Raw genomic sequence first — 26,270 nt, 5'->3', positions numbered from 1 at the left:
GCTAGACCACCTCCGTCCGCCGGCGATCCCGCAGCAGCCGCAGCAGGAGAAACACAAAATACATAGCCACCACAGACAGCGCCACCACCGCCTGCGGCGATACCGGCCCGAGCGGCACCAGGGTCAAACCAATGAGCCCACTGATCACCGAGATCCCGATCGCCAGCGGCACCATGTGCCGCACCCGGTGCACCACCAGCCTGGCCGCCGCGCCGGGCACCACCATGAAGCCGATCACCAGCAGCACACCGATGGCGGCAGCAGAAGCCACCACCACCGCCGCGATCGCTGCGTTGATGCTGAGATCCACCACCCACAGGTTCACCCCGGCGGCCTGGGCGCCATCGCGATCAAAAGCGGCGAACACCTGGGAGGACCAGGTAAGAAGCAGCAACACCAGGGCGATAGCGAACACCCCGAGGGCCATAGTCAGGCGCTGATCGGTCAGCTCGAGCAGCCGGCCGAACATCAGGGCCTCTAGCTGGCCGGAGCGATCCCCCTTGTGCAGGGAGATGATTACCCCTAGGGAAAAGAAACCGGTGAGCACAATAGCCACCCCGGCCTCGCCGATGCGGGCCCGAGAGATCAGCGTGAGCACAATGGCCACCACCACGGCCACGGCAGAGGCGGCGGGCACGATCATGTCGATACCACCGAAGACCGCCCCAGCCACCACCCCGGGGAAGATGGCGTGCACACTCGCCTCGGCGTTGAACTCGAGGCCGCGCAGGTTCACAATCACCCCTAAGATTCCGCTGACCACCCCGAGCGCGAGCAGCAGCACGAGGGGGCGGAACATGAATGGCGCCATGCCCACCTGGTGCGCCAGCTCAGTCCACATAGGCCGGCACCACCTCATTAACCGGCCCGAACTGCGGGGGATCCACTAGCGCCAGCACGGTATCGCAGGCCCCTTCGGCCAGCTCATAATCGTGCGTGGAGGCGATGAGCGCGGTGCCCTGGGCTTTAAGCTCATTAAGCAGCACGAGCAGGATGTCGCGGTTGGCCGTATCGAGACCATTGAAGGGCTCGTCCAGCAACACCAGATCGGGCTGGGCCACGATGGCCCGTGCCAGCAAGACGCGCTGTTGCTGCCCGCCGGAGAGGCTGCCGAAATGGGTGCCGGCGCGCTCGCCCAACCCCACTTTCTCCAGCGCGGCGTGCACGCGCTTAGCGTGCGCGCCCAAAGGTTGGAAGAAGCGCAGCTGGGAGAGCACCCCCATGGCCACCACGTCGAAGGCAGTGACGGGGAAGGTGCGATCAATATCGGCCACCTGCGGCACATAGGAGATGCGCGAGGCGTGAACCTCCATCGTGCCGCCGCACAGCTGGGCGGTGCCCACGATGCCGCGCAGCAGCGTGGTTTTGCCGCAACCATTGGGGCCGATCAGCGCCATGCCCTCTCCGGCGTTCACCTGGGCGGAGATAGCGCTGAGGATGGGGGCCTGGCCGTAGCTGAAGGCGGCGTCGCGAAGCGACACAATCATTGCAGCTGCTCCGGTAGCTCGGCCACGTGGCCATCCCAGGCGTTGACCACGGTGGTGACATTGTGGGTGATGGAGCCGATATAGGTCTCACCGGGGCTGCCGGCGGGGCCCAAGGAATCGCCGTAGAGGGCATCATCGCCGATCACGGCCTTCACCCCGGCGGCCTTCGCGATGGCCTCGATGGACTTGGAATTATTGGAGTTCTCGGCAAAGAGTGCGGTGGCGCCGGAGTCTTTCACCGTCTCCGCCGCGGCCGCAATGTGGCTAGCGGTGGCGTCCTGCTGATCAGAGAAGTCACTCAGTGCGGCGCCGATGAAGTCCACATTGAACTCCTTAGAGAAGTAGCCGAAGGCATCGTGGCTGGTAAAGAGCACCGGATGCTTCACGCTGTCGATGGATTCATGTGCCCACTGATCCAGCTGCTGCAGCTTGTCGGTATAGGCCTGAACCTTCTGCTGGATCTCTTTCTTCAGCGCCGCGTTGTCTCGCTTGTCGGCCTCTTGCTCAAGGGCATAGCCGATATTTTCTACCTGAATCTGGGCGTGTGCAGGCGAGGTCCACACGTGTGGGTCATAGGCGAACTCCGCCTCCTCACCCGGCTCGGGGGCAAAGGGCCACGGGGCCACATCGACCCGCGCGATACCGCGATCGATGGTGTAGCTGCCGCTATCGGACTTCTCCGGGGCCTGGGTGGTGCCGGCCGGGGTGTTCTCCACATCGGCGGCGGTGAGCACCCCGCTGGTGACCAGCATGGTGCCGGAGAAGCCACTCGAATCGATGGCCGCATCAAGGAAGTGCTCCAGATCCACGCCATTGACCATGAGTAGATCCGCCTCGGAGGTTTGAGAGATCTGCTCGTGCGTCATCTCCAGCTCGTGGGCCGTGGCATTCGGTGCGAGCAGGCAGGTGAGATCCACCTGCGCGATATCGAGCTGCTTCACATAATCACAGATCTGGGTAGTGGAGGCCACCACCTTGATCTCATCATCGGAGGAGGCGGATTCGGAGCCGCAGGCGGCCACACCGCCGCCGAGCAGCGCCGCGACGGCCGCCGTGGCCGCCAGGCGCGAAGAGAAGAGGTTCATGGCATTCCATTTCTTCAAAGCACGAAACAAGTGGTCAGTGCGTCGATGCCGCCCGGGAAGAAGAAAAAAGGGGGAAGCAGGCGGGCATCGACATCCTAGAGTTTGGCACACTGACTCTAGAAGTTCAATGGAATGAATAATCATGTGTGGGCCCACCCCCACATGCACGACACCCCCGCCCGTGAAAGCTCAGGGCGGGGGTGTGATGGCTGGAAGGAGGTGGATTAAGCCTCAAGCGGCTGCGGGCTGATCTTCCACACCTCGTCTGCATAGTCGCGGATGGTGCGGTCGGAGGAGAAACGCCCCGAGGAGGTGATGTTGATCCATGCCTTCTCGGACCATGCTTGCTGATCGCGGTAGTCCTCGGCCATGCGATCGCGGGTGGCGCGGTAGTCGGCGAAATCGCCCAGCAGGTAGTAGACATCCGCCGGCTCCCAGTTGTTGGAGTTCAACAAGGACCAGTGGAGATCGTGGAACCAGCCGGAGCCGGAATCGTCCAGAGTGCCGTCGACAAGCGCATCGAGTACCTGCTTCAAGCCGGGCACGGTCTCATACTCGTGCCGCGGATCGTAGCTCTTGCGCAGCTCGGGAAGCTCTTCTTCCTTCGCGCCAAAAATGTAGGCATTCTCATCGCCCACCGAGTCCAGGATCTCCACATTGGCGCCATCGAGGGTGCCCAAGGTGAGCGCGCCGTTCATCATGAACTTCATGTTGGAGGTACCAGAGGCCTCCTTACCGGCGGTAGAGATCTGCTCGGACACATCGGCGGCGGGGATGATCTTCTCGGCGGGGGAGACATTGTAGTTCTCCACGAAGACCACCTTGATCGTGTCATTGACCGCGGGGTCATTATTCACCACTCGGCCCACCTCGTTGATGAGCTTGATGATGGCCTTGGCGCGCACATAGCCCGGGGCGGCCTTGGCACCGAAGATGAACACCCGCTTCGGCACCTCTAGCTCGGGGTTATCCTTCAGGCGGAAGTAGAGATCTAGCACATAGAAGATATTGAGCAGCTGGCGCTTGTACTCGTGCAGGCGCTTAATCTGCACGTCAAAGATGGCATCCGGATCGATCTCCATGCCGGTGCGGCTGCGAATCCACTCGGCAAAATCCACCTTATTGGCGTGCTTGATCTCGCTGAGACGCTGGTAGATCTCTGGGGTGCCCTGATCGCGGTACTCGCCGAGCACGTCCAGGTGGCGCACCCACTCATCCGAGCCGGTGACCTCGGTGAGCAGCGCAGACAGGCGCGGATTGCACTGGTTCAGCCAGCGGCGCGGGGTGACACCATTGGTCTTGTTATTGAACTTCTCTGGCCAGATGGCGTGCCACTCGCCCAAGGTTTCACGCTTGATGATCTCGGTGTGCAGTGCTGCCACGCCATTGATGGAGTAGGCAGCGTAGCAGGCGATCCACGCCATGTGCACCGAGTTATTGGACACCGGCGCCATGTAGTCGATGGTCTCCTGTGCCACGCCACGCTCGGACATGTCGATGCGGAAGCGGCGGTCAATCTCCCGCACAATCTCCATGATGCGGGGGAAGAGCCGATCAAAGATCGAGCACTCCCACGTCTCCAGGGCCTCGGCCAGCACCGTGTGGTTGGTATAGGCGAAGGTGTGGGAGACGATATCCCACGCCTCTTCCCAGCCCATGCCGTGCTCGTCCATGAGCAGGCGCATGAGCTCGGGGATGCCGAGTACCGGGTGGGTGTCATTGAGCTGCACCGAGTTGTACTCGCCGAAGCTGGAGAGATCCCCATGCTGGGCCAGGTGGTTGTCCACGATCTCCTGCAGGGAGGCAGAGACAAAGAAGTACTGCTGGCGCACGCGCAGCACCTTGCCCTCGAAGGTGGTGTCATTGGGGTAGAGCACGCGCGAGATATCCATCACGGCCTCGCGGCCCACGATGGCGTCGGTGAAGCGCTGGGAGTTGAAGGCATCGTAGTCGAACTCCTGCATCGGCTCGGCCTTCCACAACCGCAGGGTGCCCACATTGTCCGTGCCATAGCCGGTGATCGGCATGTCATAAGGCACGGCACGCACCTGCATGTCGTTGTAGTTAATGATGCGCTGCTCATCGATCCGACGGATGATGAAGGGGTAGCGCTCCTCCATCCAAGAATCCGGATGCTCGGTTTGGAAGCCGTTATCAAACTCCTGCTTAAACAGGCCATAGCGGTAGAGAATGCCATAGCCCACCACCGGCAGGTCCTGGGTGGCGCAGGAATCGAGGAAGCAGGCGGCCAGGCGGCCCAAGCCGCCATTGCCCAAAGCCGCATCCGGCTCCTGCTCCAGCACCTCGGAGAGGTTAAGGCCATAGGCCTGAGCGGTCTCGGCGGCCTGGTCAAACAGGCCCAAGTTCAGCAGATTGTTCAGCAGGGCGCGGCCCATAAGGAACTCGGCAGACAGATAGTGCTGCCGGCGGCCCTTCTTATACAACTCGGTGGTGGCCGTCCACTTCTCGGCTAGGGAGTCCATCACCGTGGCGGACAATCCCTGCCAAAACTCCATGGTGGTGGAGTCCGTGGGGGTGCGGCCAGACACCGAGCGGATGTGCCCGCCGGCGGCGTCATGGAACGTCTGCGTCATCTCTACATCAACCTTCTCTCGCACTATAGGTAAATCAACGCAGACCACCTTAGCCGAGACACGGCCACTTGTAGAGTTCCCTTCACCTGCGGGCACAGGGATATTGCCCAGCTCACAGTACTCGCCGCGGGGGCGATCGGAGCTAGATCTCGTACTCCGGGTGGGCGTGACGCACCATGTCATCCCACTCCACAATCTTCTTCCGCTCGCGGCCCTCGGCCTCGCCGGCGGCGCGCTCAGCGGCATCCAAGTTATGCCAGCCCGCCCAGGTGGTGTAGGGCACCTTGCGCTCCTCGAGCAGCTCGATGATGGCATCTTCCTCGGGGCGTGCCGGGGCTTCGAGCTTGCCGTCCTCGTAGTCCTTCAGCAGCATGCCGGTGGTTTCCTTGGCATCGGACTTGGTATTGCCGATCAGGCCCACCGGTCCACGCTTGATCCAGCCGGTGGCGTAGAGCTTCGGCAGCGGCTCGCCGGTGCTGGCATCCACCACGTGCCCGCCATCGTTAGGGATCACGGCGCGCTGGGCGTCGAAGGGCACATCCTTCACCTCATCCGAGCGGTAGCCAATGGCGTGGTAGACGGCCTGGGCCGGCCACACGGTGTACTCGCCGGTGCCGGTGACCCCACCATTGCCGTCGAGCTGCATGCGCTCGGTCTTCAGCCCGCTCACGTGCCCATCCTCGCCGAGGATCTCCACCGGGGACTCGAAGAAGTGGATGTAGAGCTTGTGCGGTGCATCCTGCGGGTCGCGGATGGCGTACTGCTCCAGGGTGGAACACACCAAATCCTGCGACTTGGAGGCGCGGCGGGCCTCGATGGAGGCCTCGTCATAGTCAATATCCTCGGGGTTGACCACCACCTCGATCGTGGGGGAGTGGTCCAACTCCTTCAGCTCCAGCGGGGTGAACTTGGCCTGGGCGGGCCCGCGGCGGCCGAAGATGTGCACCTCGCGGGCCTGGTTGGCCTTGAGGTTGTCATACACATTGTCCGGAATCTCGGTCACGTGCAGCTCATCGCCGGTCTTGGCCAAGATGCGGGCGATATCGAGGGCCACGTTGCCCACGCCGATCACCGCAACCTGCTCGGCCTCGAGGTTCCAGTTGCGCTCGAAGTCCGGGTTGCCGTCATAAAAGCCCACGAATTCGCCGGCGCCGAAAGCCTCGGGCAGATCCGCACCGGGCACGTTAAGCACGCGGTCGCCGGTGGCGCCGGTGGAGAAGATGATGGCGTCATAGAACTCGCGCAGCTCATCGACGGTGATAGTGGTGCCCACCTCGATATTGCCGAGGAGGCGAAGCTCCGGCTTGTCCAGAACGCGGTGCAGCGATTGCACGATGCCCTTGATGCGCGGGTGGTCCGGGGCCACGCCGTAGCGGATGAGGCCGAAGGGGGCGGGCATCCGCTCGAACAGGTCGATGGAAACCTCGTGACCGGACTTCATGAGCAGGTCAGAGGCGTAAATGCCGGCGGGGCCGGCGCCAACTACGGCGACGCGAATCGGGCGAGACATCGTATCCTTCACTTGTGCTGGTTGGGGCAGTTATCTGCGGCGCCACCGCGGGTGGATGGAGGCGGTGGCGACGCTAATCCGCATTTACCTTACGCTGGGCAAACATAAACTGCCAGTGGCCTGCGCACGGGCTTGTCAGGGTAGCCTCACTCATCTGAGGTGTGTGTTTTGCCACAAAGATAGTGCGCGGAGCTGCATCCACTCGGCTGATATGTCCAGCGCGCGCCGGTATTCTGTGTCCCAGTAAGGATTGCAGCGCGGATCGATAGATGCGCTACGTTGCCGCTACACTTATGCGGTGAATCACACACAACTATCAGCGATGTGTCGGAAGGAAAAAGCTCGATAATGACCGCCGTACTGTTGAGTGCTCTTGGTGTCAATCTCGCCACCTATGATCCCACTCCTCTCGCCCAGCATCTCAACGCCAAGCCCCAAGCGCTTATCGACGCCACCCCGCAGCTCTCCACCGTTTTGGGCACCAGCTACCCCGAGGATGCTCTCCTCGTGGGCACCGGCGATATCGACTTTGATGCTCGCGCCGCCGCCGGCCTCGGCGTGCCGCTGCTCCTGCTTGCCGACGCCCCAGATTCCACCATCGAGCTGGCCACCCAGAAGGCAGCCGCGCATTTCGCTCCTGTCGCCGCCGTTATCGCCCCCGGCGAGGAATCCTCTATTAATAAGGAGGAATTGGGAGCCCGCGAGCCGGTGATGAGCCCCGAGCTCTTCGAGCACTCCCTGCTGGAGCAGGCCAAGGCCATCGGTGCCCGCATTGTGCTGCCCGAAGGCGAGGATGACCGCGTGTTGCAGGCCGCCTCGCAGCTGTTGGCCGCTGGGGTGTGCGAGCTAACCATTCTGGGCGATCCGGAGGATATCTCCGCCCGCGCCGCCGCGGAGGGGCTGGATCTCTCGCGCGCCGAGCTGGTGGATCCGCTGTCGAGCGTGCGTGCTGAAGACTATGCAGCTGAGTTCGCGCGGCTGCGCGCCAACAAGGGCGTGACGATCGAGCAGGCCCGCGAGCAGATGAAGGATGTCTCCTACTTCGCCACCATGATGGTGCACTGCGGCGACGCCGACGGCATGGTCTCCGGTGCGGCGCACACCACCGCCGAGACGATCCGGCCTGCCCTGCAGATCATCAAAACCACCCCGGATGCATCCGTGGTTTCCTCCGTGTTCTTCATGGTGCTTCCTGGCCGGATCTGGGCGGTGGGTGACTGCGCCGTTAACCTCAACCCCACCGCTGAGCAGCTAGGCGAGATCGCCGCGATTTCCGCCCGCACTGCCCGCCAGTTCGGCTTGGATCCCAAGGTGGCCGTGCTGTCCTATTCCACCGGCTCCTCTGGGGCGGGTCCGGATGTGGACCGCGCCATTGCCGCCGTGGATGCTGCCCGTGCAATCGAGCCGGAGCTGCGGATCGACGGCCCGCTGCAGTTCGACGCCGCCGTCACCCACTCCGTCGCCGCCAAGAAGGCCCCGGACTCGCCTGTTGCTGGATCTGCGAATGTGCTGATCTTCCCTGACCTTGAGGCGGGCAATATCGGCTACAAGGCCATCCAGCGCACCGCGGGCGCGCTCGCCGTAGGCCCGGTGCTGCAGGGGCTGAACGCGCCCGTCAATGACCTCTCCCGCGGCGCTACCGTGCCCGATATCGTGAACACCGTGGCCATTACCGCCATTCAGACCGGAGGCAACCGCTAACAATGAGCTACTCCCTTGTTCTTAACTCTGGCTCCTCCTCCATCAAGTTTCAGCTGGTGGATCCTGCCTCCCACGCCCAAGACGAGCCCTTTGCCTCTGGGCTGGTGGAGCAGATTGGGGAGGACTCCGGCCGTGTGACCCTGAAACATCAAGGGGATAAGCACGTGGTGGAGGCGCCGATTCCCGATCACTCGGTGGGGCTAAAACTGGCCTTCGACCTCATGCGCGAGCATGGCTGCGGCATCGAGGATGTGGACATCTCCGCAGTGGGGCACCGCGTGGTGCACGGCGGTTTGGTGTTCTCGCAGCCGGTGATCCTCACGGATGAGGTAATCAGCATGGTGCGCGATCTCATCCCCCTTGCGCCGCTGCACAACCCAGCCAATATCGACGGCATTGAGGTGGCGCAGTCGCTCCTGCCGGACATCCCGCACGTAGGCGTGTTCGACACCGGTTTCTTCCACTCCTTGCCGCCCGCTGCCGCGCTCTACGCCATCAACAACGAGGTGGCCGGCGAGTACGGGGTGCGCCGCTATGGCTTCCACGGAACCAGCCACGAGTATGTGTCCCAGCACGTTCCCGCGCTGCTAGATAAGCCCGCTGATGTGGTAAATCAGATCACCTTGCACCTGGGCAATGGTGCGTCCTGTGCCGCTATTCGCGGTGGGCTGGCCATCGATACCTCTATGGGGCTGACTCCGCTGGCCGGTCTGGTGATGGGTACCCGTTCTGGCGACATCGATCCCGGTATCGTCTTCCACCTGGCCCGCCAGGCAAATATGAGCATCGATGAGATCGATGAGCTGCTTAACCGCAAGTCCGGTGTGAAGGGCATCGCCGGGGTGAATGATTTCCGCGTCCTGCGCGAGCGCATCGAAGAGGGCGATGATGATGCCTGGCTGGCCTACAACATCTACATTCACCAGCTGCGTCGCTACATCGGCTCCTACATGGTGGCCCTGGGCCGCGTGGATGCCATCACGTTTACCGCTGGGGTAGGAGAAAACGACAAGTTTGTCCGTGCCGATGCGCTAGAGAACCTCGAGTGGTTCGGCATCAAGATCGATCCCGAGCGCAATGAGCTGCCGAATGATGGCCCGCGTGAGATCTCTGCCGATGATTCTCAGGTGAAGGTTTTTGTGGTTCCCACGAACGAGGAACTCGCAATTGCCCGCTACGCAGATCAATTGGCCAAAAACAGCTAGCACCCAGAACAGCACTGTGGCGGTACTGAACGCGGTACCGCCACATGAGTTTCTTTAGGCGTGTTCTGTGGTGTGTAGCTTGAATAGCCCATTGGCCCAGAACATGCAGGATAGGGCAAGCATGATGCCTAGTACTCCTGCTATGTCGAAGAGATCAGTGACCACGATGAACCACACGGAGCAGACCACCGCCAGCAATGCAGCAAATCTCACTGTCATGCACATTGCTCGGAGAAACCGCGTGGTAGACCACCCGGTGATGGAGAGATACATCGAGTACACAATGAGTGCAGTGACACCCAAGCCGGCGAGAAGGAAACAAAAGAAATAAGGCAGACCGCCATTATCCACCTTGCTGGCTGTGTCCAGTTCTTCTTTCACCGTGATTGCTGCGGAAATAGTAATCAAGGCGCAGGCTAGGGCGAAAAGGGAACCTGAAATGAGTGGGCCTTTACGTAGCATCGATAACACCTCGCGCAAGAATGATGTTGTAGAGGGCACGCACTGCGAGCAGTGCTACCCCCCTTTTTTTGGTTGCTATAGGACATGTGACCATTCTCCTTAATGGTTCTTGAGGTGGCCGTAACTCTGAACCGTTGATGCTTTCCCATCCCCCTGTTGAAAGGAGGGAAAGCGTAGCTGAAAAACGCCAGACACCGTCGATGAGTGTGGCGCCCCGCATAAAGCGGGAGTTCCGGCGAGTGCACAAAAGGTGAACTAAGGCACAGTCTACATGTAGTCCTAGGAAAGTAACAGGCTAAAAGCGCTGATCACGAGGCCGGCTTGGGGTGTCTACAGCCAAGTGGTGGGGCGCACTTTATTGGCCATGTCGATGAGCTCGTAGCGATGCAGCGTGTGGTGGGCGCTGCGGGCCAGGCCGCGGAGGCAGCGGGCGAGGCCGTAGCGCAGGCCGGTTTGGGTGAAGGGATCGTCGAAAAGCTCATTGGGTGAACATGCCTCGGCGAGGTCGTTGCTGCGCAGCCAATAGAGCCCAGCGGCCGTGACTGCTGCCTGAAGCTGCAGGTAGCGGGGCTCGTTGGTGGGGATCTCCTCCAACCTTCGGGCCGCGCGGCGGATAGCGGACTCGTTGGATTCGCCAGAGATGAGCATCATGATGGTGCTCAGCTGCGCCATGCGCTGGTGCCGAGAGGCCTGGGGCACTTTATCGAGCGCCGCCACCGCGAGGTTCGCTTGTCCCTCGGCGTAGAGCTGTCGGGCCAGGCCGAAAGCAGAGCTCACGGTGGTGGGGTTGGTGGCCCACACCAGCTGATAGAGCTGGATGGTGTGGAAGCGAAGCTTCGCGGGCACGCTGGTTACATAGTTCCAATCATCGCTGATGGAGCTGATCTGTTCGGGGGTAACATCCGCCGCATCGGGGCCTAAAAGCGCCGCCTTGAATGCGGTATCGCTGAGCAACGCGGTGTGATCGTGCGAGCTTTCCTGCAGCAGCATGTCATTGACCGCGGCGAGTGCTAGCTTCGGGGCCGGCTCGCCGGGCAGAATGTGCAGCACTTGGTTGAAGTGGCGCTGTGCGGCCAGTAGGTCGCCGGTGAGCATGGTGGTGACCCCAGAAAACCACTGGTGGCGCCAGTCCCCACCGAGCCTGTCTTCCAAGGACTCCAGCCAGGATTTCGCCTCGTCCCTAAAGCCGAGGTCCAGCAGTGCGCGCACCACGCCGAGCGGGATCTCGGTGGAATGCTCATACTCGCTGGACTGCATGGCCTGGTGCAGGGTCTCCAGGGTCTCGGTGGGCTCGGAGTAGGAGGTACCAGAAAGCAAGGAGGCCCCGGGATCGTTGGTGTCGATCAAGGGCACCGGCAACGCGGAGATCACCTCGTCTGGGGTGATGCGCACGGTGCGATCCACCCCGTCGATCAACTGATCGGTCTGAAACACCAAATGCTTGGTGCCGAAGGTTGTACGCTGCGGCGAAAAGGCCGAATGATGCGAGGGGTATTGGATGCCATCTCTAATGGCGAGGATCTCTCGCAGCACACCGTAGAGCTGGATCTCCAGTTGCGATACGTCCGTGAAGCGCTGCGCCGGATCCTCGTGGGTGCAGCGCAGAAGTAGCCGGTAGAAGCTCAAGTAGCGGCGCAGCAACGGCTCCGCGGTGGGGGAGGGGATACCCGGCTCGTACACCCCATCGCTCATCGGTAGCGGCAGAGTGAGCGCGGCAAGCGTGCGCCCAATGGTGTAGATATCCGAGGCCACCGAGGGGCCCTGGGTGGCTACCTCGGGGGCCTGGAATCCCTTGGTGCCGTAAATGTAGCCGAAGGCGCCGATGCCGGAAACCGCACCGAGGTCAATGAGCTTGACTTGGTCCTCGGTAACGATGATGTTGTCCGGCTTGAGGTCGTTGTACACCACACCTCGGGAGTGCAGATAGGACAGGGCGGGCAGCACCTCGAGAATGTAGCCAATGGCCACATCGATATCGATGGTCCCTCCTGAGCGTTTCGCCCGGTCCCGCAGCGAGGGGCCGCCCACAAACTCCATCACGATGAAGCCGCCGTCTACCCGCGGGTCATCGATGAAGTTGAAGATCTTCACAATCGCCGGGTGGGTGATGTCTGCCAGGAACTCGCGCTCGGCTTCGGCCACGCCCTGGGAGGGGTGTGAGGTATCGGCCATCATGCCTTTGAGCACCACCCAGCGGCCGGAGACATTGCTGTCCTCGGCCAGATACACCCAGCCCATGCCGCCGTGGGCGATCACCCCGAGCACCGTGTACTGATTGGCCACCACATCGCCCGGGCTGAGCGCCGGGGCCTCGGTGCCTGCGGCGATGTCCTCACTCGGATCGATGAGGGCGCGCTCGGGATCGTGCAAAGGCACGAAGGGAAGCTGCACCATGCCCTCGGCCACCACTCGGCCCACGCGGGTGTGGGTGCGGCGCTCGCGGAAGGTTGAGAGCGCCTCGCGGCGGCTGCGCTCGGAAGGATCGTCCTGCACCTTGGTGGGTGCGGTGGGCTGGTTCGGCCCGTCGCGCAGTGCGCCCAGATCCGCGAGCAGCGCCTGGATGGAGCTATCGGAATCGAGTTCCTGCTCCTCATCCTCCTCATCGGCGAAGGGGTCAAAGGGCACCGCCTCGGTGCCCATCACGGGATGCTCCTCCTCGCTCATCAGCGTTCTCCCTCCTCATCCAGGTAGTGGGGCTCGGGCGGAGACACCGAGGTTTGGTAGGGCCCGAGGGTCCGAGTGTAGATCGAGCGCCAGGTGCCATCGCGGATAATGCGTTCGATGGTGGAGTTGACTTGCTGGATCAGCCCGGTGGTGTCGTGCAGGCGGTCGGGCTGGGCGATGCCCACCCCATAGCTTTCCTCGCCGATGGGCCGGCCCACGATCTCGGTGGTGGGATCCTGGGCGGCGATGCCGGCGAGAATCGAATCATCTCCCACCACGGCATCCACTTGGTCCTGCTGCAAGGCCACGAGGCAGTCCGCCCAGTTACGTACCCGCAATATATCGGCGTTGGGGGCGTAGGCGCGGGCGTGCTGCAGCGCTGTGGACTGATCGGCCACGCACACGGTGCGCCCGTGCAGTGAGTTCACCCCGGTGGTGCCGGAGCCCTTGTGGGCGAGCACCCGGGTTTGGGAGGTGAAATAGGGCACCGAGAAAGCCACCTGCTCTTGGCGCTCTGGAGTGATCGTCATGGTGCGGATCACCATGTCCACGGTGCCGTTGTCCAGCGCCGAGACCCGGTCTGAGGCGTCAATAAACCGGAAGTCGATGGCATGCGGATCGTCAAAGATATCGCGGGCGATGTTACGGGCCAGATCGATTTCGAAGCCGGAGAGCTCGCCGGTGGCGGGATCGCGATAGGAGAGCAGATTCTGGGATTGATCCACCCCAACAATGATGTAGCCGCGCTTCACGATCTCTGGAATGCGCTCTGCGGGGCTGCGCCGATCGGGCCGGATGGAGGCGAAGGTGGTGGCCGCGTCCACCTCCACCGGCGGGTGGCTGCCCGCCTCCTCACGCTGCGCGCCGGCGGGGAAGGAGGGCTGCTCCTGCGCCAGCTCTTTGACCCAGGTGGGAGCGGGATCGTTGTCGGGTTCTACCTCGGAGCAGCCGCTGATCGTGACGCTGAGGATGAGTCCTAGCGCCACGAGGCGTCGACAGGGGGCGGGCGCGCGCATCAGAGGAACTCCAAGAGTCGGGGACGAATACCAATCCACACCAGTACTACAGACAGCACCGAGCAGATACTGACCATGATGGCCAACAATCGGGTCGCGCGCAGGCCATCGGCTATGTAATCGCGCATGGTGGTGCGGGCATCGCTGATGAGCGTGGAGAGATTGGCATCCAGCTCATCGAAGGCGGTGGCAGCGGAGCGAGGGTGATTACCGAGAGTCACATCCAAGGCGGTGTCATAGTCGCCGGAAGACTGGGCGCTGCGCAGCCGCTCGTGGTACACCCGCCACTGCTCCACGGACTGCTCGGCCCGGTTGGTGGCCATGTGATCCTGCGCGGAATCCAGCAGCGGGGAGGATCGGTAGCTCTCGATCGCGCTATCGATACGGTCCATGCTGGCATAGAACAAGGTGGCATTATCGGCCACCGATTGGCGCCGCACGAGCGCCAGAGTCTCCTTGGTGCGGGCTTGCTGTGCGGCGATGCGCGCATTCGTGAGCTCGCTCATGGGGCCGGCGGCCTTATTAAAGCCCTGCTGCCCGGCATGCCAGGTGGCCCAGTTGGCCGAGCCCACCCACAAGAGGGCGGCGAGCATGAGCACGGTGGCGGTGGCGAAACCACGGTTGAAGATGCGCCGAGTGCGGTTATACAACCACGCCTGCGCCAGCACCAGCAGCACGAACGCGGCTACTAGCCCTGAGAGCGGCACCCACTGCGGGCGGGTGAGGTCCTGCTGCTGCTTGGCCACGGTGGCTGAGGTGAGCTCGTACAACCTAGAGGCATTGGGCAGGATCTCGCTGCGCATCAGGCTCGAGGCCTCCGCCAGGTAGGCGGTGCTGACGGGGTTGCCCATGTTGTAGTTCGCCCGAGCGGTCTCAATCAGGCCGGTGTACACCGGCAGCTGCTGGTTGATGGAGGCCAGCAGCCGCATCTCCTCGCTGTTGCTATCGCGCACCGCCGCCATCGTCTGCGCCGAGGCGATACTTGCTTGCGAAATTGCGGTGTTATAGCGTTCGCGCACGCGCGGCGATTCCGCCCGGTTTTCCACAAACCCCGTGGTGGCGGTGGTATCGGCGATAGAAAGGGAAGTGTAGAGATTCAGCGCCGAATAGCTCATCGGTTCCACGTGGGTGAGCAGCTGATTAAGATCTCGTTCCTGGTCTTGGGAGGAACGCGCGATCGACAGCCCCGCCGCCAGCAGCGCCACGCTGAGCACCACGCACATCAGGGTCATCAGCCCCGGCGGGGTGCCGACGAAACGAATAAATCGACGCAGCTGCAGCAGGGGAACATCCACCAATTCGCGGGTGACGTCGCTCAAACGCCGCTCGGCGCGCTCCGGTTGATCCAGCCACGCATCGCCTTCGCTTGTCGACGCCGCCCTCAACTCCGAGACAGCTTCTGCCACGCTGTCACCCGTGGGGCCGGCTTTCTGGCCCGTACCGGAAAGAGTCATGTCCACAAGTCTAGCGAGGATATCTCGCCATACCCAGTACCCGAACTACACTTTGGCTCATGGATGGAGACGGAAACGGTTGGAGCTTCGCCCCAGACGGCTCGCGGCGCTGGGGCCTGTTTGGCGCGGCCGGGCTTTTTCTCATCGCCTCGCCCCGCAGCAACCCGCGGGTACTGCTGCAGCACCGCGCCCACTGGACGGCAGAGGGCGGCACCTGGGCTCTGCCGGGCGGGGCGCGGGACTCGCACGAAACCGCCGTGGAGGCCGCCCTGCGTGAGGCCCGGGAAGAAACCAGTATTGATACCTCCCGCGTCGATGTGGTGGATTCCGTGGTCACTGCGGGGCCCTATCTCTCCGGCTGGAGCTACACCCAAGTGCTGGCCACCTGCCCTGAACCGCTGGCCACGCAGGGCAATGAGGAGTCCGTGGAGCTGCACTGGGTGCCCCTGGCGGAGCTTTCTTCCTATCCGCTCATGACGGCCTTCGCCGAGTCGTTGCCCCTCATGCGATCGGTGATCGCCGCCGGCGAGGTGGCGTCGATAAGCTCAGGGCGCCCGCAGCACTGATGGCGGTGATGTGTAAGACTGTGGGACATGATTGAAGTTTCTGGGCTGAGCAAACGCTACGGCTCCACGCTGGCGGTGGATAATCTCTCCTTCAGCGTCAAGCCGGGCGTCGTCACCGGATTTCTGGGGCCCAACGGCGCCGGTAAATCCACCACCTTGCGCATGATTCTGGGGCTGGATAGCCCCAGCTCGGGCACAGCCACGATCGATGGCCGCACCTATGCGGAGCTCGATGATCCGCTGCGGACCGTCGGATCGCTGCTGGATGCGAAGGCGGTGCACCCGCACCGCAGTGCCGCCAACCACCTGCGCTGGATGGCCGCCTCCAATGGCATCGACTCCAGCCGTGTGGACGAGGTGCTTCGGCTGGTGGGCCTGAGCGATGTCGCTGGCCGCAAGGCCGGCGGTTTCTCCCTGGGTATGGCGCAGCGCCTCGGCCTGGCCGGCGCGCTGCTGGGCGATCCCGAGTACCTGCTGCTCGACGAGCCCGTCAACGGTCTTGACCCAGAGGGCATCCGCTGGGTGCGCACCTTCCTGCGTTCCCTCGCGGCGGAGGGCCGCACCATTCTCGTCAGCTCCCATCTGCTCTCCGAGATGGCGCAAACCGCCGATCACCTTTTGGTGATTGGTCGCGGGCGCCTCGTCTCTGATTGCCCCACCGAGGAGTTCATCAACAACTCCTCGCAATCCACGGTGCTCGTGCGTACCGATCATCCCCGCGAGCTCGCCGCAGCGCTACAGGAGGAAAACCTCCGCGCCGAGGCCTCCGCCGACCCCCAAGGCCGCGAGGTATTGCTGGTCCACGACGCCACCACCGATGTGGTGGGCGGGCTGGCCTATTCCATCGGCGTGGCCGTGCACGAGCTCACCGAGCAGCGCGGCTCCTTGGAGGATGCCTTCATGCGCAGCACCGGCGACGCCGTGCAGTACCACGCCCACACCACCACCGCTGCGCCGCAGCGCCCAGAAGGGGAGATCTAAACCATGTGGAATGCCATTCGCGCGGAGTTCATCAAACTCACCACCACCCGCTCCTTCTACATCACCTCCTTGCTGTATTTCCTCTTCGGAATCGGCCTCGCCGGCATGGTGGGCTTCGGCACACGCCAACTGGCCGCCAACCCCGAGATCGCGGAGGCCAATGCTGATGTCGCCCTCGACGCCCAAGGCCTGCTCTTCGCAGTAGACGTGGTCACCGTGATCTTCATGGTCCAGGCGGTGCTCATGGTCACCTCCGAATACAGCCGCAACCAATCCACCTCCACCTTCACCGCCATCCCCCAGCGCTGGCGGGTCGTGGTGGCCAAGTGGCTCCTCTACGCCGTGCTGGCTGCGATCATCTCCCTCGTCACCGTCCTCGTGGCGTTGTACCTGGGCAAGTTCATCGCCGGCGACGCGGCCGCGTCAATGGATATCTGGGGAGACGAACACGTCCAACGCGCCCTCTGGGCCAAGCCGATCGCCATCATGCTCAGCGTCACCTTCGCCATGGGCATGGCCTGGCTGCTGCGCAACACTGCCGGCACGCTGCTGGTGGTGCTCGTGTGGAGCTTCGGACTGGAATCCATCCTCGGTGTGACCATCCCCAAGGTCGGCCCCTACATCAGCGGCTACGGCCCCTTCAATCACCTCGCCGCTTTCCAATCCACCATGCCCGTCAACGAGGGACCGGACTGGGGAGCCACCACCAGCGGGCTCTACTTTGCCGCGTGGGCACTCGCCTTCTTTGTGGCCGGCGCAATCGTGATGAACAAGCGCGACGCCTAACCCAAGAGCACGTACAGCGCCACCACTGCGCCGGGCAGAACTAGGTAGTAGGCCAGCACCGCCGCGCTGCTTAAGCCCGGGTGCGGCTGGGCCACCCCGGCCAACCAGTCCGCCAGGTGGATGATGCCATCGGTGGCGGGCTGGATCAGCATCACCACAATCACGCCGAGCAGATTAAAGAGCACATGCACCAGCGCCACCTCCAGCCCGGTGGTGCCCGCTGGCCCCTGCACCGCGAGCGTGGCCATGAGCGTGGTCAGCGTGGTGCCGATATTGGCCCCGAGGGTCAGGGACAGCGCCTCGCGGGTGGTGATCGAGCCCACAGCGGCAAAAGGCACGATCGAGCTCGTCACCGTGGACGAGGAATGAATAAGCGCCGTCAGCGCCGCCCCGGCCGCCACCCCAGTGGCCTGAGAATCGCCGAGGGCCCGCTCCATGAGCGTGCGGGTGGCCTGGGCCATGAGCACATGCAATTGCCGGGTAATCAGATACACCGACCCGAGTAGCAGCGCAGCCCCCAGAACAAGCACCACCCAGGGTGCTGCCGCCTGCCCAAGCACGCTGCCCGCCACCCCGCGCGTCCCCGCTACCTCCACGACGGGATCTGTCAGCCGCCGCACAAACTCCGCGGTGGGGATCTCCTGGTGGGGGCTTTCGCTTAAGATCCGCGAGGTGAGCCAGTGGCTGGCGCGCTCGAGAGGATGCGCCACCAGCTCGAAGGGAAAGAGCACTGCCACGCTCGCGGTATTAAAGATGCCCTGCACATGGGCGGCGGCAAAGGCACGGCGAAACTCCACCGGCGAGCGCATGAAACTCAAGGCCACGATCGCCGAGGTCACCGAGGTGCCGATGTTGGCGCCCATGATGATCGCGATCGCCAAAGGTAAAGGCACCACCCCGGTGGCTACTGCGGCCACCGTCACCGTGGTGATGGTGGTGGAGGATTGCACCACCGCCGTGGCGGCGATCCCTAGGCACAGCCCCACCACTGGGTGGGCGGCCGCCGCGACCAGGGTGGTGATGGTGTCGTGGGAGAGCATGGAGGTGGCGTCGGCAAGCAATGCCAAAGCCAAAAGGAGAAGCACCACTGCGCCCACCACACCGGACCAGCGCACCGCCATGCCCAGCAAGGACGGGGCAAGCACATCCGAATCGGAGGTGGTGATCCGCGGATTACGCGGGTGAGTGGTGCCCAATGGGCGGGCGGGGGAATCAGCTGCCACCTTGAAAAATGATCCTCCCCTCGCACGGCCAGTTGATGTGGCCTCAACACTAATGCGGGGCGTGCGCCGCGCCCTAATCAGCGCCGTGGTCTAGGCCAAGCCGGAGGTGAGCTTGCAAGCATTGTCTAGGTACTTGCGCCAGAAGCCGCGGGTAGACCACTGCTCAAGGTCAATCTGCGAGGAGCTGGCGATATAGGCATCGGCCAGCTCGGTGAGACGGGTGGTGAGCGAGCCGCGCGCCACCATGAGCGAGACCTCGTAGTTGAGGTTGAAGCTGCGCATATCCATATTGGAGGAGCCCACCACCCCAATGGCGTCGCGATCCGTGGAGGCCGGATCGGCCACCATGAACTTCGAATGCAGCACATAGGGCTTGGGGTAGGTGTGGATCCGCACCCCCGCCTCCAGCAGCGCCTGGTAGTAGCTGGACTGGGCGTGATGGACGATGAAATTATCGGCCCGCTCGCTCACCAACAGATCCACCTGCACCCCGCGGTAGCAGGCGCTGGTGATGGCCTCAAACAGGGACTCATCGGGGATGAAATAGGGCGAGCAGAGAATGAGCCGTTGCTTGGCGTGATGGGCGATGGAATTAAACAAACGAAGATTCGGCGAGGTCGGAATACCCGGGCCAGAGGGCACCAGCTGCAAAATATTGATATCCGAATCCGGATCCTCCGGCAGCTCGGGGCTGGGTTTTTCCTCCAGCACGTTCAGCGCCTCGCCCGTTTCGAAGTACCAATCCATGGCGAACACCGCGCGCAGCGAGTTCACCACCGGCCCCTCCAGCTCCACCATGAGATCGATCCAGTGCCGATCGGCCTCGATATTGGCATCCAGCAGATAGTGGGTATCGATGAGGTTCTGCGATCCCATGAAGGCCACCTCGGAGTCCACGATCACCATCTTGCGGTGATTGCGCAGATCGGGGCGGCGCCAGCGGCCAAACCACGGGCGCAGCGGCAGCATCACATGCCACTCCACTCCGATGGCGTCGAGCCGCCTGCCCAAGCGCATATATCCCGGATACTTCCACGAGCCCACGTGATCGAAGAGCAAGCGCACCCGCACCCCGCGCTGCACTGCCCGCTCGCAGGCCCGGAAGAAGTGATCCGTGGTGTCATCCCAGGCGATGATGTAGATCTCGATGTGCACATAATCGGTGGCACCATCGATGGCTTCGGCCATGCGGCGCAGGCTGTTGTAATAGTCCGGCAGCAGCCCCTTGGTGGTGCCGGTGACAGCGGGGATGTTCGTGAGCGTGCGGTTAAGCCGCACAATGGATTCCAGCTCGGGGCTGAGTGTGGTGTGCTGCGGATAGTCTGGGGCCTCCGATTGCACGGCCTCAATGGCCTGATTCGCCTGCTGCTGCAGGCGGTGGCGGCGGCGATTGATATAGGCCGAGCCCATGAGCAGGAACAAGGGGAGGCCCACAATGGGCAGCACAAGGATGATCAGCAGCCACGCCGTGGACGCGGCAGGGCGACGCCCCTCCGGCACAATGCCGATGGCCAAGATACGAATGGAGTAGTCGATGATCAGCCCTACCGTTTGCCACCACTCCAAGCTCACGCTGATCACGCAGGCACGCCCCCATTACTCATAGTCCACCACCACGGGTGCGTGATCCGACGCCCCCTTGCCGCTGCGCTCCTCGCGGTCAATAAACCCCGCGCAGGCGCGGCCAGCCAGGGCAGCAGTGGCCACCTGGAAGTCGATGCGCATGCCCTCGTTTTTAGGAAAGCGCATGGCCGTGTAGTCCCAGTAGCTGTACTCGCCCTCGGTGAAGCGGCGGGAGGTTTCCTCCACGCCCTCGCTGCAGAGGAACGAGAAAGCGTGGCGCTCCGGTTCGGTGAGGTGCGTTTTCCCCGCGAAGAAGGAGGCATCCCACACATCGCTATCGCGCGGGGCGATGTTGTAATCGCCCACGAATACCGCAGGCGTGCTCAGGCTGTGGGCGTAGGCCCCCAAGGTGTAGAGGAAACGCAGCTTGTAGTCATAGTGCGGGTGGGCGATCTCGCGGCCATTGGGCACATACAGGCTCCACACTTCCACGCCCCCGCACTCGGCGCCGAGCGCCCTAGCCTCAATGTCCTGCGGGGCGGTGGGATCGTTGTGATAGCCGGGCTGCTGCGGGAAGCTGGTGCGCACATTTTCTAGGCCGACGCGGGAGATCAGCGCCACGCCATTCCACTGGTTGAGCCCGAAGTGCGCTACCTCGTAGCCGGCCTCGGTGAAGGGCTCGGTGGGGAAGGCCTCGTCTTTGACCTTGGTTTCCTGCAGCGCCAGCACATCGATGTCATGGCGCTGCAGCAGATCCACGGCGCGCTCGATGCGCGTGCGCACGGAGTTAATGTTCCACGAGGCAATTCGCATGCTCACTACAGTAGTCGTTGGAACAAATGGGGGTAATCCCACGTTGAGAGGGATAAGAACGGGCACTGCTGTGCCGCCGAGAGACAAGGAGTGACAAGGTAGCCATGGAGTATGAGTACAGCCGCTCTGCGCAGGCGGGACAGCGGCAGCGATTCTTCCCGTCCGGTGTGCAGGACATGATGAGTCCGCCGGTGAACTACTCCGATTTAGAGCGCTATCAGGCGTTTAGCCCGGGCCGAAACCGCGGTCGCCGGGATGTGCACTGTGCGCCGGTGCTACGCCGACTAGCCGCCCAGGCACTGGATGCCGCCGTGTTCAGCGTGGCGCTACTAGCGATGTTCATAGCCGTGATCTGGGGCACCGGCTCCGAGGCGCTCACCTCAGCGGCGGCTCTCACCATGATCTTGGGCTGGCCCGGCGGCTACTACCTGTATCAGACCGCCGGTGATGTCTGCGGCGGCAGCGTCGGCAAAAGGCTGATGGGCCTGCGGGTGGTGGCCCCGGCCGCCATGCCGGTGCCGATCAGCTCGGCTGCTCGACGCAACCTGTGGATCCTGCTCAACTACATCCCCGTCGCTGGCCCGGTGGCTGCGCTCGGCGTGGCCGGCTGGCTCGGTGCGGATGCCCGCACCGATGCCTTCGGCATGGGCCCGCACGATCGAGGTGCTGAGCTGCGCGTGGTCCGGCCCGAGTAGCTAATGCCGCTCGGTGGCGTAGCGGTGGCGGTGATGCTCGATGAAGCCGAGCCGCTCATAGAGCCCAATACCGGCGGTGTTGGAGGCTATTACCTGCAGATAGGCGTCCGTGGCGCCGGAGCGTGCACCCCAATGCAGTACCGCGCGGCCCAGCAGGGTTCCCAGCCCGCGGCGCCGCCAGGCGTCCTTGACCTCCACGGCCGAATAGCCCAGCCAGCGCCGCCCATCGGGGGAGCTGGTGATGGTGGCGCGGGTGATCGCCACGGTGTGCCCATCAACCTGGATGCGGGCGAAGCCCATGCGCCCGTCAATCTGGCGCATGAGGAGCTCTAGGGCGTGCACCGGCAGCGCTTGGCCGCGGAAGTGGTACTGCTCCAACCACTGCTCATCCGGCTGCGTATCCACACTCACTGTCATGTTCTCCGGCAGTGGATCGGCAGGCTCGGTGGCGCAGTCGCTGAGCGAGCGGGTCATCACAATGATCTCCGGGCCTATCTCCCAACCGGGTGGCTGGCAGAGCCGCTCGGCATTGCGAGCGATGCGATCGGGCAGGTGGATGCGCACAGGGAGCTGGTGGCGATCATAAAACTCGCGGATCTCCTGCAACGGCGGCAGGCTAAAGCCAGCGGAGCTGCCGAGCGGGGTGGCGGAGTTGGATCGTTCGGTGATGCCATCGCCGGCGCGCAGCAACCAGTGGCCGTCCGAGCTCCAGGTGTGTTCGATGCCCGGAAATGCCAAGGCAGTGGCGTGCTCGATGGCGCGGATATCGGAGTTCATCACCCGCCGCGGGCTTAAGACTTTGAGGATTGTGACCAAGGAAGCGTCGATACGCAGCGAGGGCGCGGAAGAGGGCAACCCGCCCACGGACTGCGGGCGGATCTCCAGCGGCTCCAGGCTCAGCACGTGGCCGATCACATCGGTGAGATGGCCGGGAGTATCGGGGAGGCAGCGCCGAACGATGACGCGGTCGCCCACTTTGGGCGCCCGGCCGCGGTAGGGGAAGGGCAGCATTAGTTGTCGAAGCCGAAGGGGTCGGGGTCGGTGCCGGGCAGCCAAGTGCGGCCCGCCTCGGTCCAGCCATTGCGCTTCACCATCTTTTTGGCGGCGCGCTTATTCCGCCCGACGAGCACATCGGTGTAGACATAGCCGTCGAGATGGCCCACCTCGTGTTGCAGTAGCCGCGCGAAGAAGCCATAGCCTTCTACGGAGATCTCCTCGCCATTCTCGTCCAGCCCGGTTACCCGCGCCCAGTCGGCGCGGCCGGTGGGAAAGCCCTCGCCGGGCAGGGAGAGGCAGCCCTCGTCCTCGGAGCCGTCCTCGGCGGGCATGGTCTCGGGAATGGTGGAGGTCTCCAGTACCGGGTTGATCACGCAGCCCACCCGAATCCGGCCGCCATCGCGCTCGATATCCTCGGGGGCCTTATCGCTGCCTTCGGGGCCGTCGATATCGGGGCAGCGGTAGACGAACAGCCGCTTGCTCACACCCACCTGATTGGCCGCCAAGCCCACCCCATTGGAGGCCACGAGGGTCTCGTGCATATCGGCGATGAGCTCTGAGAGTTCGCTCACCGGCTCGGTCACAGGCTCGGTGGGGGAGTGGAGGACGGGGTCTCCGTAGATCACGATGGGGCGAATTGTCATGCAATAGAGTGTAGACCCATGAGTCAGTTGAGTGAGCACGACAAAGCGATTCTCGAGTTGGAGAAGAAACGCTTCGTGCAAGCAGGGCGGAAGGAGGAGGCCATTCGTGCTCTCGGCACCACGCCTGTGCGCTACTACCAGCGCTTGAATGAGCTTATCGACGCCCCCCTCGCTGCCCAGAGCGAGCCGCTGCTCATCGCCCGCCTGCGGCGCCTGCGCGAGCAGCGATCTTAAGAAACTTTCAGCTCCGCCGATAGTTCACGTTAAGATGGCATGCGTGTCTGAGATGAACTACTCCACCCACGAGCCCACTGAGCACGACCCCGCGCCCGCTTCGCGCGGTTCCGAGACGCCCGTCCGCGGCCTGGCGATGATCCTCATCAGCGTGGCCGTGCTGCTGGCGCTGTGGGGAGCGTTCACCCTCATCGACTCCGATGATCCCAACGAGACCGTGGTGGCTGATCCCGGCTCCTCTAGCTCCTCGGAGGAATCCTCCGCCCCGGAGCAGAAGCAGGAGCGCCCGGATAGCCCGCAGTCTCAGCGCCCCGAAGGGGAGAAGAAGCCGGAGGCCGATCGCCCAGCGGGCGAGCAGCCGCCGCGCCCGGCGCAGCCCAGCGCCACCGGGGATCCGAAGGCGGTACCGGTGACCACGTTGAACAACTCCACCATCACCGGCTTGGCCGATACCGTGGCCACCGAGCTGCGCGACACTGGCTGGGATGTGCGCGAGGTGGGCAACTTTGCCGATACCCCGCTGCCGGAGACCACCGTCTTCTTCACCCCGGGCAATGCGGAGGAAGAGCGCGCCGCCCGTTCCCTCGCCGAGCAGCTCGGCGTGCAGGCCCAGCCGCGCAACGAGGCCGTGGCCACCGCCCCGCAGGGCGTGGTCCTCATCCTCACCAAGGATCTGCGCACCCCCTAGCCGGCGATTGTCCCACCCTGCGGGTAGTGAATCCCGCTGGAATTGAGTAGTACTTCACCATGACTCCCTCTTCGTCTTCCTCGCTGTCCGCCGGCGAGAAACGCCGTTCTGTCTCCCATCACCAAAGCTTCAAACGGGGCGGCCCTCACACCCTCGGGGTGGAGTGGGAGATCGCCCTCGTGGATCCCATAACCCGTGATCTCGTGCCCCGCGCCCACGAGGTGGTGGATTACATGAACACCCACTATCCGGATGTGCACGTGGAGCGGGAATTTCTGGCCAACACCGTGGAGCTCATCACTGGTGTGGGATCCACCGTGCCCGAGGTGGTCAATGAGCTCCACATTGGCCTGACTGCCCTGCAGGAGGCCGCCGAGCATGTGGGCGTGAAGCTGTGGTCGGCGGGCTCGCACCCCTTCGCGGATTGGCGCGAGCAGCCGGTCTCGGACAAGGGCCCCTATTCGGAGATCATCGAACGCACCCAGTACTGGGGCCGGCAGATGCTCATCTGGGGTTTGCACGTGCACGTCTCTATCGAGCACGAGGATAAGGTGTGGCCGATCATCAACGCGCTAATGACCACCTTCCCGCACCTGCTGGCCCTCTCGGCCTCCTCGCCGGGCTGGAATGGGCTCGACACCGGCTATGCCTCCAATCGCACGATGCTTTACCAGCAGCTGCCCACTGCTGGGCTGCCCTTTGTCTTTGACACCTGGGAGCAGTGGTCGGAGTACATGGAGGATCAAGATACCTCCGGGGTGATCAGCCACACCGGTTCGATGCATCTGGATATCCGTCCCGCCGGCAAGTGGGGCACCATCGAGGTGCGCGCCTGCGATGCGCCCTCCACGCTCAGCGAGCTTGCCGCGCTCGTCGCACTTACCCACACCCTGGTGGTCTACTTTGACCGTGCTCTCGATCGCGGCGAGGAACTGCCACAGCTTCCGCTGTGGCACAACGCGGAAAATAAATGGCGCGCCGCCCGATACGGCATGGATGCGTTGGTCATTACTGGTCGCAACACTGAAGAGGAATGGGTGCGTGACTCCCTGCGCGAGATTATCGCCACCCTGCGACCACTGGCTGGGGAGCTGGGCTGCGCCGAGGAGTTCACCGAGTTGGAGGCGATGCTGGATCGCCCCGCCGCCTATGCTCGGCAGCGCGCCGTCTTTGAGGCCAGCGGCGACTGGAAGGACGTGGTGGACCTCACCATCGAGGAGCTTTACCGCGGCCGCCCATAGCCGCCCTGTGTCTGCTCCTTGCGGCGGCGCTGCTCTTCCTTCTGCTGCCGTTGCTCCTTTTCCCGCGCCTTGCGCTGCTTTTCGGCGGGCTCGTCGCGGGTCACGCGCTCGGCGTCGTACAGCTTTTCCTGCCTAGCGATCCTGCCAAAGCGCTGCGCAACTACCGGCGCGGTCAGCAGAGCGAAAAACATGACTAGCACCATCGCGGTGATATCGCCGCGTTCCGAGGAACCGAAATCCTCAATTGCGATGACGCGCAGGATCGCGCCGAGCACCACCAGTACCAAGCCGAGAGTCTGCGGCTTGGTGATGGCGTGCAGCCTTTGCATCGTGCCATGAAAGCGGGCCAACCCCAGGCTCGCGGAGAGCGAGAGCAGGGCACCGAAGGTGAGGCAGATGAACGAGGCGATCAATAGGGCGGAGGTCATCGGCGGGCGTCTCGCTTCCGGAATCGGGTGACGGCCACCGTGGAGATGAACCCCAGTAGCGCCAGCACCATCATGGCATTCGACACGGTGGTATCGAGGGTGTAGCAGATATACAGCGCAAGGCCTGCCTGGGACATGGCCACGATCGCATCGAAGCTAAGCAGCCGATCGAGGGAGTTGGGCCCGACCAGGATCCGGCCTACCGCGATGAGCGCGGCGACCGCGAGCATCGTG

The 26,270-nt window shown here is 63.4% G+C and carries 25 protein-coding genes; 9 read left to right on the top strand and 16 right to left on the bottom strand.

What is annotated here, in order from left to right; translation table 11 throughout:
* Position 1 precedes the first annotated feature (1 nt).
* From CCICO_RS09910 to CCICO_RS09890, 5 genes are all read right to left on the bottom strand, one after another.
* Positions 2-841 (bottom strand): metal ABC transporter permease, encoded by an 840-nt coding sequence (locus CCICO_RS09910; RefSeq protein ID WP_018019404.1) that lies wholly within the window; start codon positions 839-841, stop codon positions 2-4.
* Positions 831-1,487, bottom strand: coding sequence for a metal ABC transporter ATP-binding protein (locus tag CCICO_RS09905; RefSeq protein WP_018019403.1), 657 nt, complete (start codon positions 1,485-1,487; stop codon positions 831-833). Before CCICO_RS09905 ends, CCICO_RS09910 begins: the two co-directional genes overlap by 11 nt.
* Positions 1,484-2,572, bottom strand: a complete 1,089-nt coding sequence (locus CCICO_RS09900; protein WP_018019402.1) for a metal ABC transporter substrate-binding protein — start codon at positions 2,570-2,572, stop codon at positions 1,484-1,486. Before CCICO_RS09900 ends, CCICO_RS09905 begins: the two co-directional genes overlap by 4 nt.
* A gap of 224 nt (positions 2,573-2,796) precedes the next feature.
* Positions 2,797-5,166: a glycogen/starch/alpha-glucan phosphorylase gene (locus CCICO_RS09895; protein WP_018019401.1), complete on the bottom strand. Its 2,370-nt coding sequence runs from the start codon at positions 5,164-5,166 to the stop codon at positions 2,797-2,799.
* Positions 5,167-5,308: 142 nt separating this feature from the next.
* A complete protein-coding gene (locus CCICO_RS09890) occupies positions 5,309-6,676 on the bottom strand; it encodes an FAD-dependent oxidoreductase (RefSeq protein WP_018019400.1) in 1,368 nt (455 codons plus the stop codon).
* Positions 6,677-7,021: 345 nt separating this feature from the next.
* Here CCICO_RS09890 and pta point away from each other — a divergent pair, with 345 nt between their 5' ends.
* Both pta and CCICO_RS09880 read left to right on the top strand, forming a co-directional pair.
* Positions 7,022-8,377 (top strand): phosphate acetyltransferase, encoded by a 1,356-nt coding sequence (gene pta / locus CCICO_RS09885; protein WP_425265820.1) that lies wholly within the window; start codon positions 7,022-7,024, stop codon positions 8,375-8,377.
* A 2-nt stretch (positions 8,378-8,379) separates the two neighbouring features.
* Positions 8,380-9,582 (top strand): acetate kinase, encoded by a 1,203-nt coding sequence (locus CCICO_RS09880; RefSeq protein ID WP_018019398.1) that lies wholly within the window; start codon positions 8,380-8,382, stop codon positions 9,580-9,582.
* Between the two features lie 54 nt (positions 9,583-9,636).
* Here the strand turns inward: CCICO_RS09880 and CCICO_RS09875 are convergent, their stop codons facing one another.
* The 4 genes from CCICO_RS09875 to CCICO_RS09860 all read right to left on the bottom strand — a co-directional run bounded on the left by CCICO_RS09875 (position 9,637) and on the right by CCICO_RS09860 (position 15,178).
* Positions 9,637-9,990 (bottom strand): hypothetical protein, encoded by a 354-nt coding sequence (locus CCICO_RS09875; RefSeq protein WP_156809833.1) that lies wholly within the window; start codon positions 9,988-9,990, stop codon positions 9,637-9,639.
* 384 nt (positions 9,991-10,374) lie between these two features.
* A complete protein-coding gene (locus tag CCICO_RS09870) occupies positions 10,375-12,708 on the bottom strand; it encodes a serine/threonine protein kinase (protein ID WP_018019396.1) in 2,334 nt (777 codons plus the stop codon).
* The gene (locus tag CCICO_RS09865; protein ID WP_018019395.1) at positions 12,708-13,724 is read right to left on the bottom strand and encodes a glutamate ABC transporter substrate-binding protein; all 1,017 of its coding nucleotides are present in this window, start codon (positions 13,722-13,724) and stop codon (positions 12,708-12,710) included. The genes CCICO_RS09870 and CCICO_RS09865 overlap by 1 nt, the downstream gene beginning before the upstream one ends.
* Positions 13,724-15,178 (bottom strand): GlnX family signal transduction membrane protein, encoded by a 1,455-nt coding sequence (locus tag CCICO_RS09860; protein ID WP_018019394.1) that lies wholly within the window; start codon positions 15,176-15,178, stop codon positions 13,724-13,726. Before CCICO_RS09860 ends, CCICO_RS09865 begins: the two co-directional genes overlap by 1 nt.
* Positions 15,179-15,237: 59 nt before the next feature.
* On the opposite strand from CCICO_RS09860, the gene CCICO_RS09855 reads away from it, so the two are divergent.
* Genes CCICO_RS09855 through CCICO_RS09845 form a run of 3 tightly spaced genes read left to right on the top strand, consistent with a single transcriptional unit; the run spans position 15,238 to position 17,511 of the window.
* Entirely contained in the window at positions 15,238-15,744 is a 507-nt protein-coding gene (locus tag CCICO_RS09855; protein ID WP_018019393.1) for an NUDIX domain-containing protein, read from the top strand.
* A gap of 27 nt (positions 15,745-15,771) precedes the next feature.
* Positions 15,772-16,725 carry an ABC transporter ATP-binding protein gene (locus CCICO_RS09850; RefSeq protein WP_018019392.1) on the top strand — a complete coding sequence of 318 codons (954 nt, stop codon included), beginning with the start codon at positions 15,772-15,774 and terminating at the stop codon, positions 16,723-16,725.
* A gap of 3 nt (positions 16,726-16,728) precedes the next feature.
* The gene (locus tag CCICO_RS09845; RefSeq protein ID WP_018019391.1) at positions 16,729-17,511 is read left to right on the top strand and encodes an ABC-2 transporter permease family protein; all 783 of its coding nucleotides are present in this window, start codon (positions 16,729-16,731) and stop codon (positions 17,509-17,511) included.
* Here the strand turns inward: CCICO_RS09845 and CCICO_RS09840 are convergent.
* From CCICO_RS09840 to CCICO_RS09830, 3 genes are all read right to left on the bottom strand, one after another.
* Positions 17,508-18,734 (bottom strand): Na/Pi symporter, encoded by a 1,227-nt coding sequence (locus CCICO_RS09840; protein ID WP_018019390.1) that lies wholly within the window; start codon positions 18,732-18,734, stop codon positions 17,508-17,510. The two genes, CCICO_RS09845 and CCICO_RS09840, sit on opposite strands and share 4 nt — an antisense overlap.
* A gap of 90 nt (positions 18,735-18,824) precedes the next feature.
* Positions 18,825-20,315 carry a cardiolipin synthase gene (cls, locus tag CCICO_RS09835; protein ID WP_018019389.1) on the bottom strand — a complete coding sequence of 497 codons (1,491 nt, stop codon included), beginning with the start codon at positions 20,313-20,315 and terminating at the stop codon, positions 18,825-18,827.
* A gap of 15 nt (positions 20,316-20,330) precedes the next feature.
* Positions 20,331-21,110 carry an exodeoxyribonuclease III gene (locus CCICO_RS09830; RefSeq protein WP_026161393.1) on the bottom strand — a complete coding sequence of 260 codons (780 nt, stop codon included), beginning with the start codon at positions 21,108-21,110 and terminating at the stop codon, positions 20,331-20,333.
* Positions 21,111-21,214: 104 nt separating this feature from the next.
* Here CCICO_RS09830 and CCICO_RS09825 point away from each other — a divergent pair, with 104 nt between their 5' ends.
* On the top strand, positions 21,215-21,805 hold the full coding sequence (locus tag CCICO_RS09825; protein WP_018019387.1) for an RDD family protein: 591 nt from the start codon (positions 21,215-21,217) through the stop codon (positions 21,803-21,805).
* Here CCICO_RS09825 and CCICO_RS09820 read toward each other — a convergent pair whose 3' ends face one another.
* Positions 21,806-22,816, bottom strand: a complete 1,011-nt coding sequence (locus tag CCICO_RS09820) for an N-acetylglutamate synthase, CG3035 family (RefSeq protein WP_018019386.1) — start codon at positions 22,814-22,816, stop codon at positions 21,806-21,808. It abuts the gene before it with no gap.
* Entirely contained in the window at positions 22,816-23,445 is a 630-nt protein-coding gene (locus CCICO_RS09815; RefSeq protein ID WP_018019385.1) for a peptide deformylase, read from the bottom strand. The genes CCICO_RS09820 and CCICO_RS09815 overlap by 1 nt, the downstream gene beginning before the upstream one ends.
* Before the next feature lie 18 nt (positions 23,446-23,463).
* Between CCICO_RS09815 and CCICO_RS09810 the strand changes: the two genes are divergently transcribed.
* Genes CCICO_RS09810 through CCICO_RS09800 form a run of 3 tightly spaced genes read left to right on the top strand, consistent with a single transcriptional unit; the run spans position 23,464 to position 25,608 of the window.
* Positions 23,464-23,679 (top strand): DUF3263 domain-containing protein, encoded by a 216-nt coding sequence (locus CCICO_RS09810; protein WP_018019384.1) that lies wholly within the window; start codon positions 23,464-23,466, stop codon positions 23,677-23,679.
* Between the two features lie 52 nt (positions 23,680-23,731).
* A complete protein-coding gene (locus tag CCICO_RS09805; RefSeq protein ID WP_244263989.1) occupies positions 23,732-24,367 on the top strand; it encodes a LytR C-terminal domain-containing protein in 636 nt (211 codons plus the stop codon).
* Positions 24,368-24,426: 59 nt separating this feature from the next.
* A complete protein-coding gene (locus CCICO_RS09800; protein WP_018019382.1) occupies positions 24,427-25,608 on the top strand; it encodes a glutamate--cysteine ligase in 1,182 nt (393 codons plus the stop codon).
* Here the strand turns inward: CCICO_RS09800 and CCICO_RS09795 are convergent.
* Together CCICO_RS09795 and CCICO_RS09790 are read right to left on the bottom strand one after the other, a co-directional pair.
* Positions 25,590-26,036 carry a monovalent cation/H(+) antiporter subunit G gene (locus CCICO_RS09795; protein WP_018019381.1) on the bottom strand — a complete coding sequence of 149 codons (447 nt, stop codon included), beginning with the start codon at positions 26,034-26,036 and terminating at the stop codon, positions 25,590-25,592. The two genes, CCICO_RS09800 and CCICO_RS09795, sit on opposite strands and share 19 nt — an antisense overlap.
* Positions 26,033-26,266: a monovalent cation/H+ antiporter complex subunit F gene (locus CCICO_RS09790; RefSeq protein ID WP_425265819.1), complete on the bottom strand. Its 234-nt coding sequence runs from the start codon at positions 26,264-26,266 to the stop codon at positions 26,033-26,035. Before CCICO_RS09790 ends, CCICO_RS09795 begins: the two co-directional genes overlap by 4 nt.
* Between the last annotated feature and the right edge of the window lie 4 nt (positions 26,267-26,270).

Source organism: Corynebacterium ciconiae DSM 44920 (genome assembly GCF_030440575.1).
GTDB classification, from domain to species: domain Bacteria; phylum Actinomycetota; class Actinomycetes; order Mycobacteriales; family Mycobacteriaceae; genus Corynebacterium; species Corynebacterium ciconiae.
This window is presented reverse-complemented; position numbering and strand designations above follow the sequence as displayed.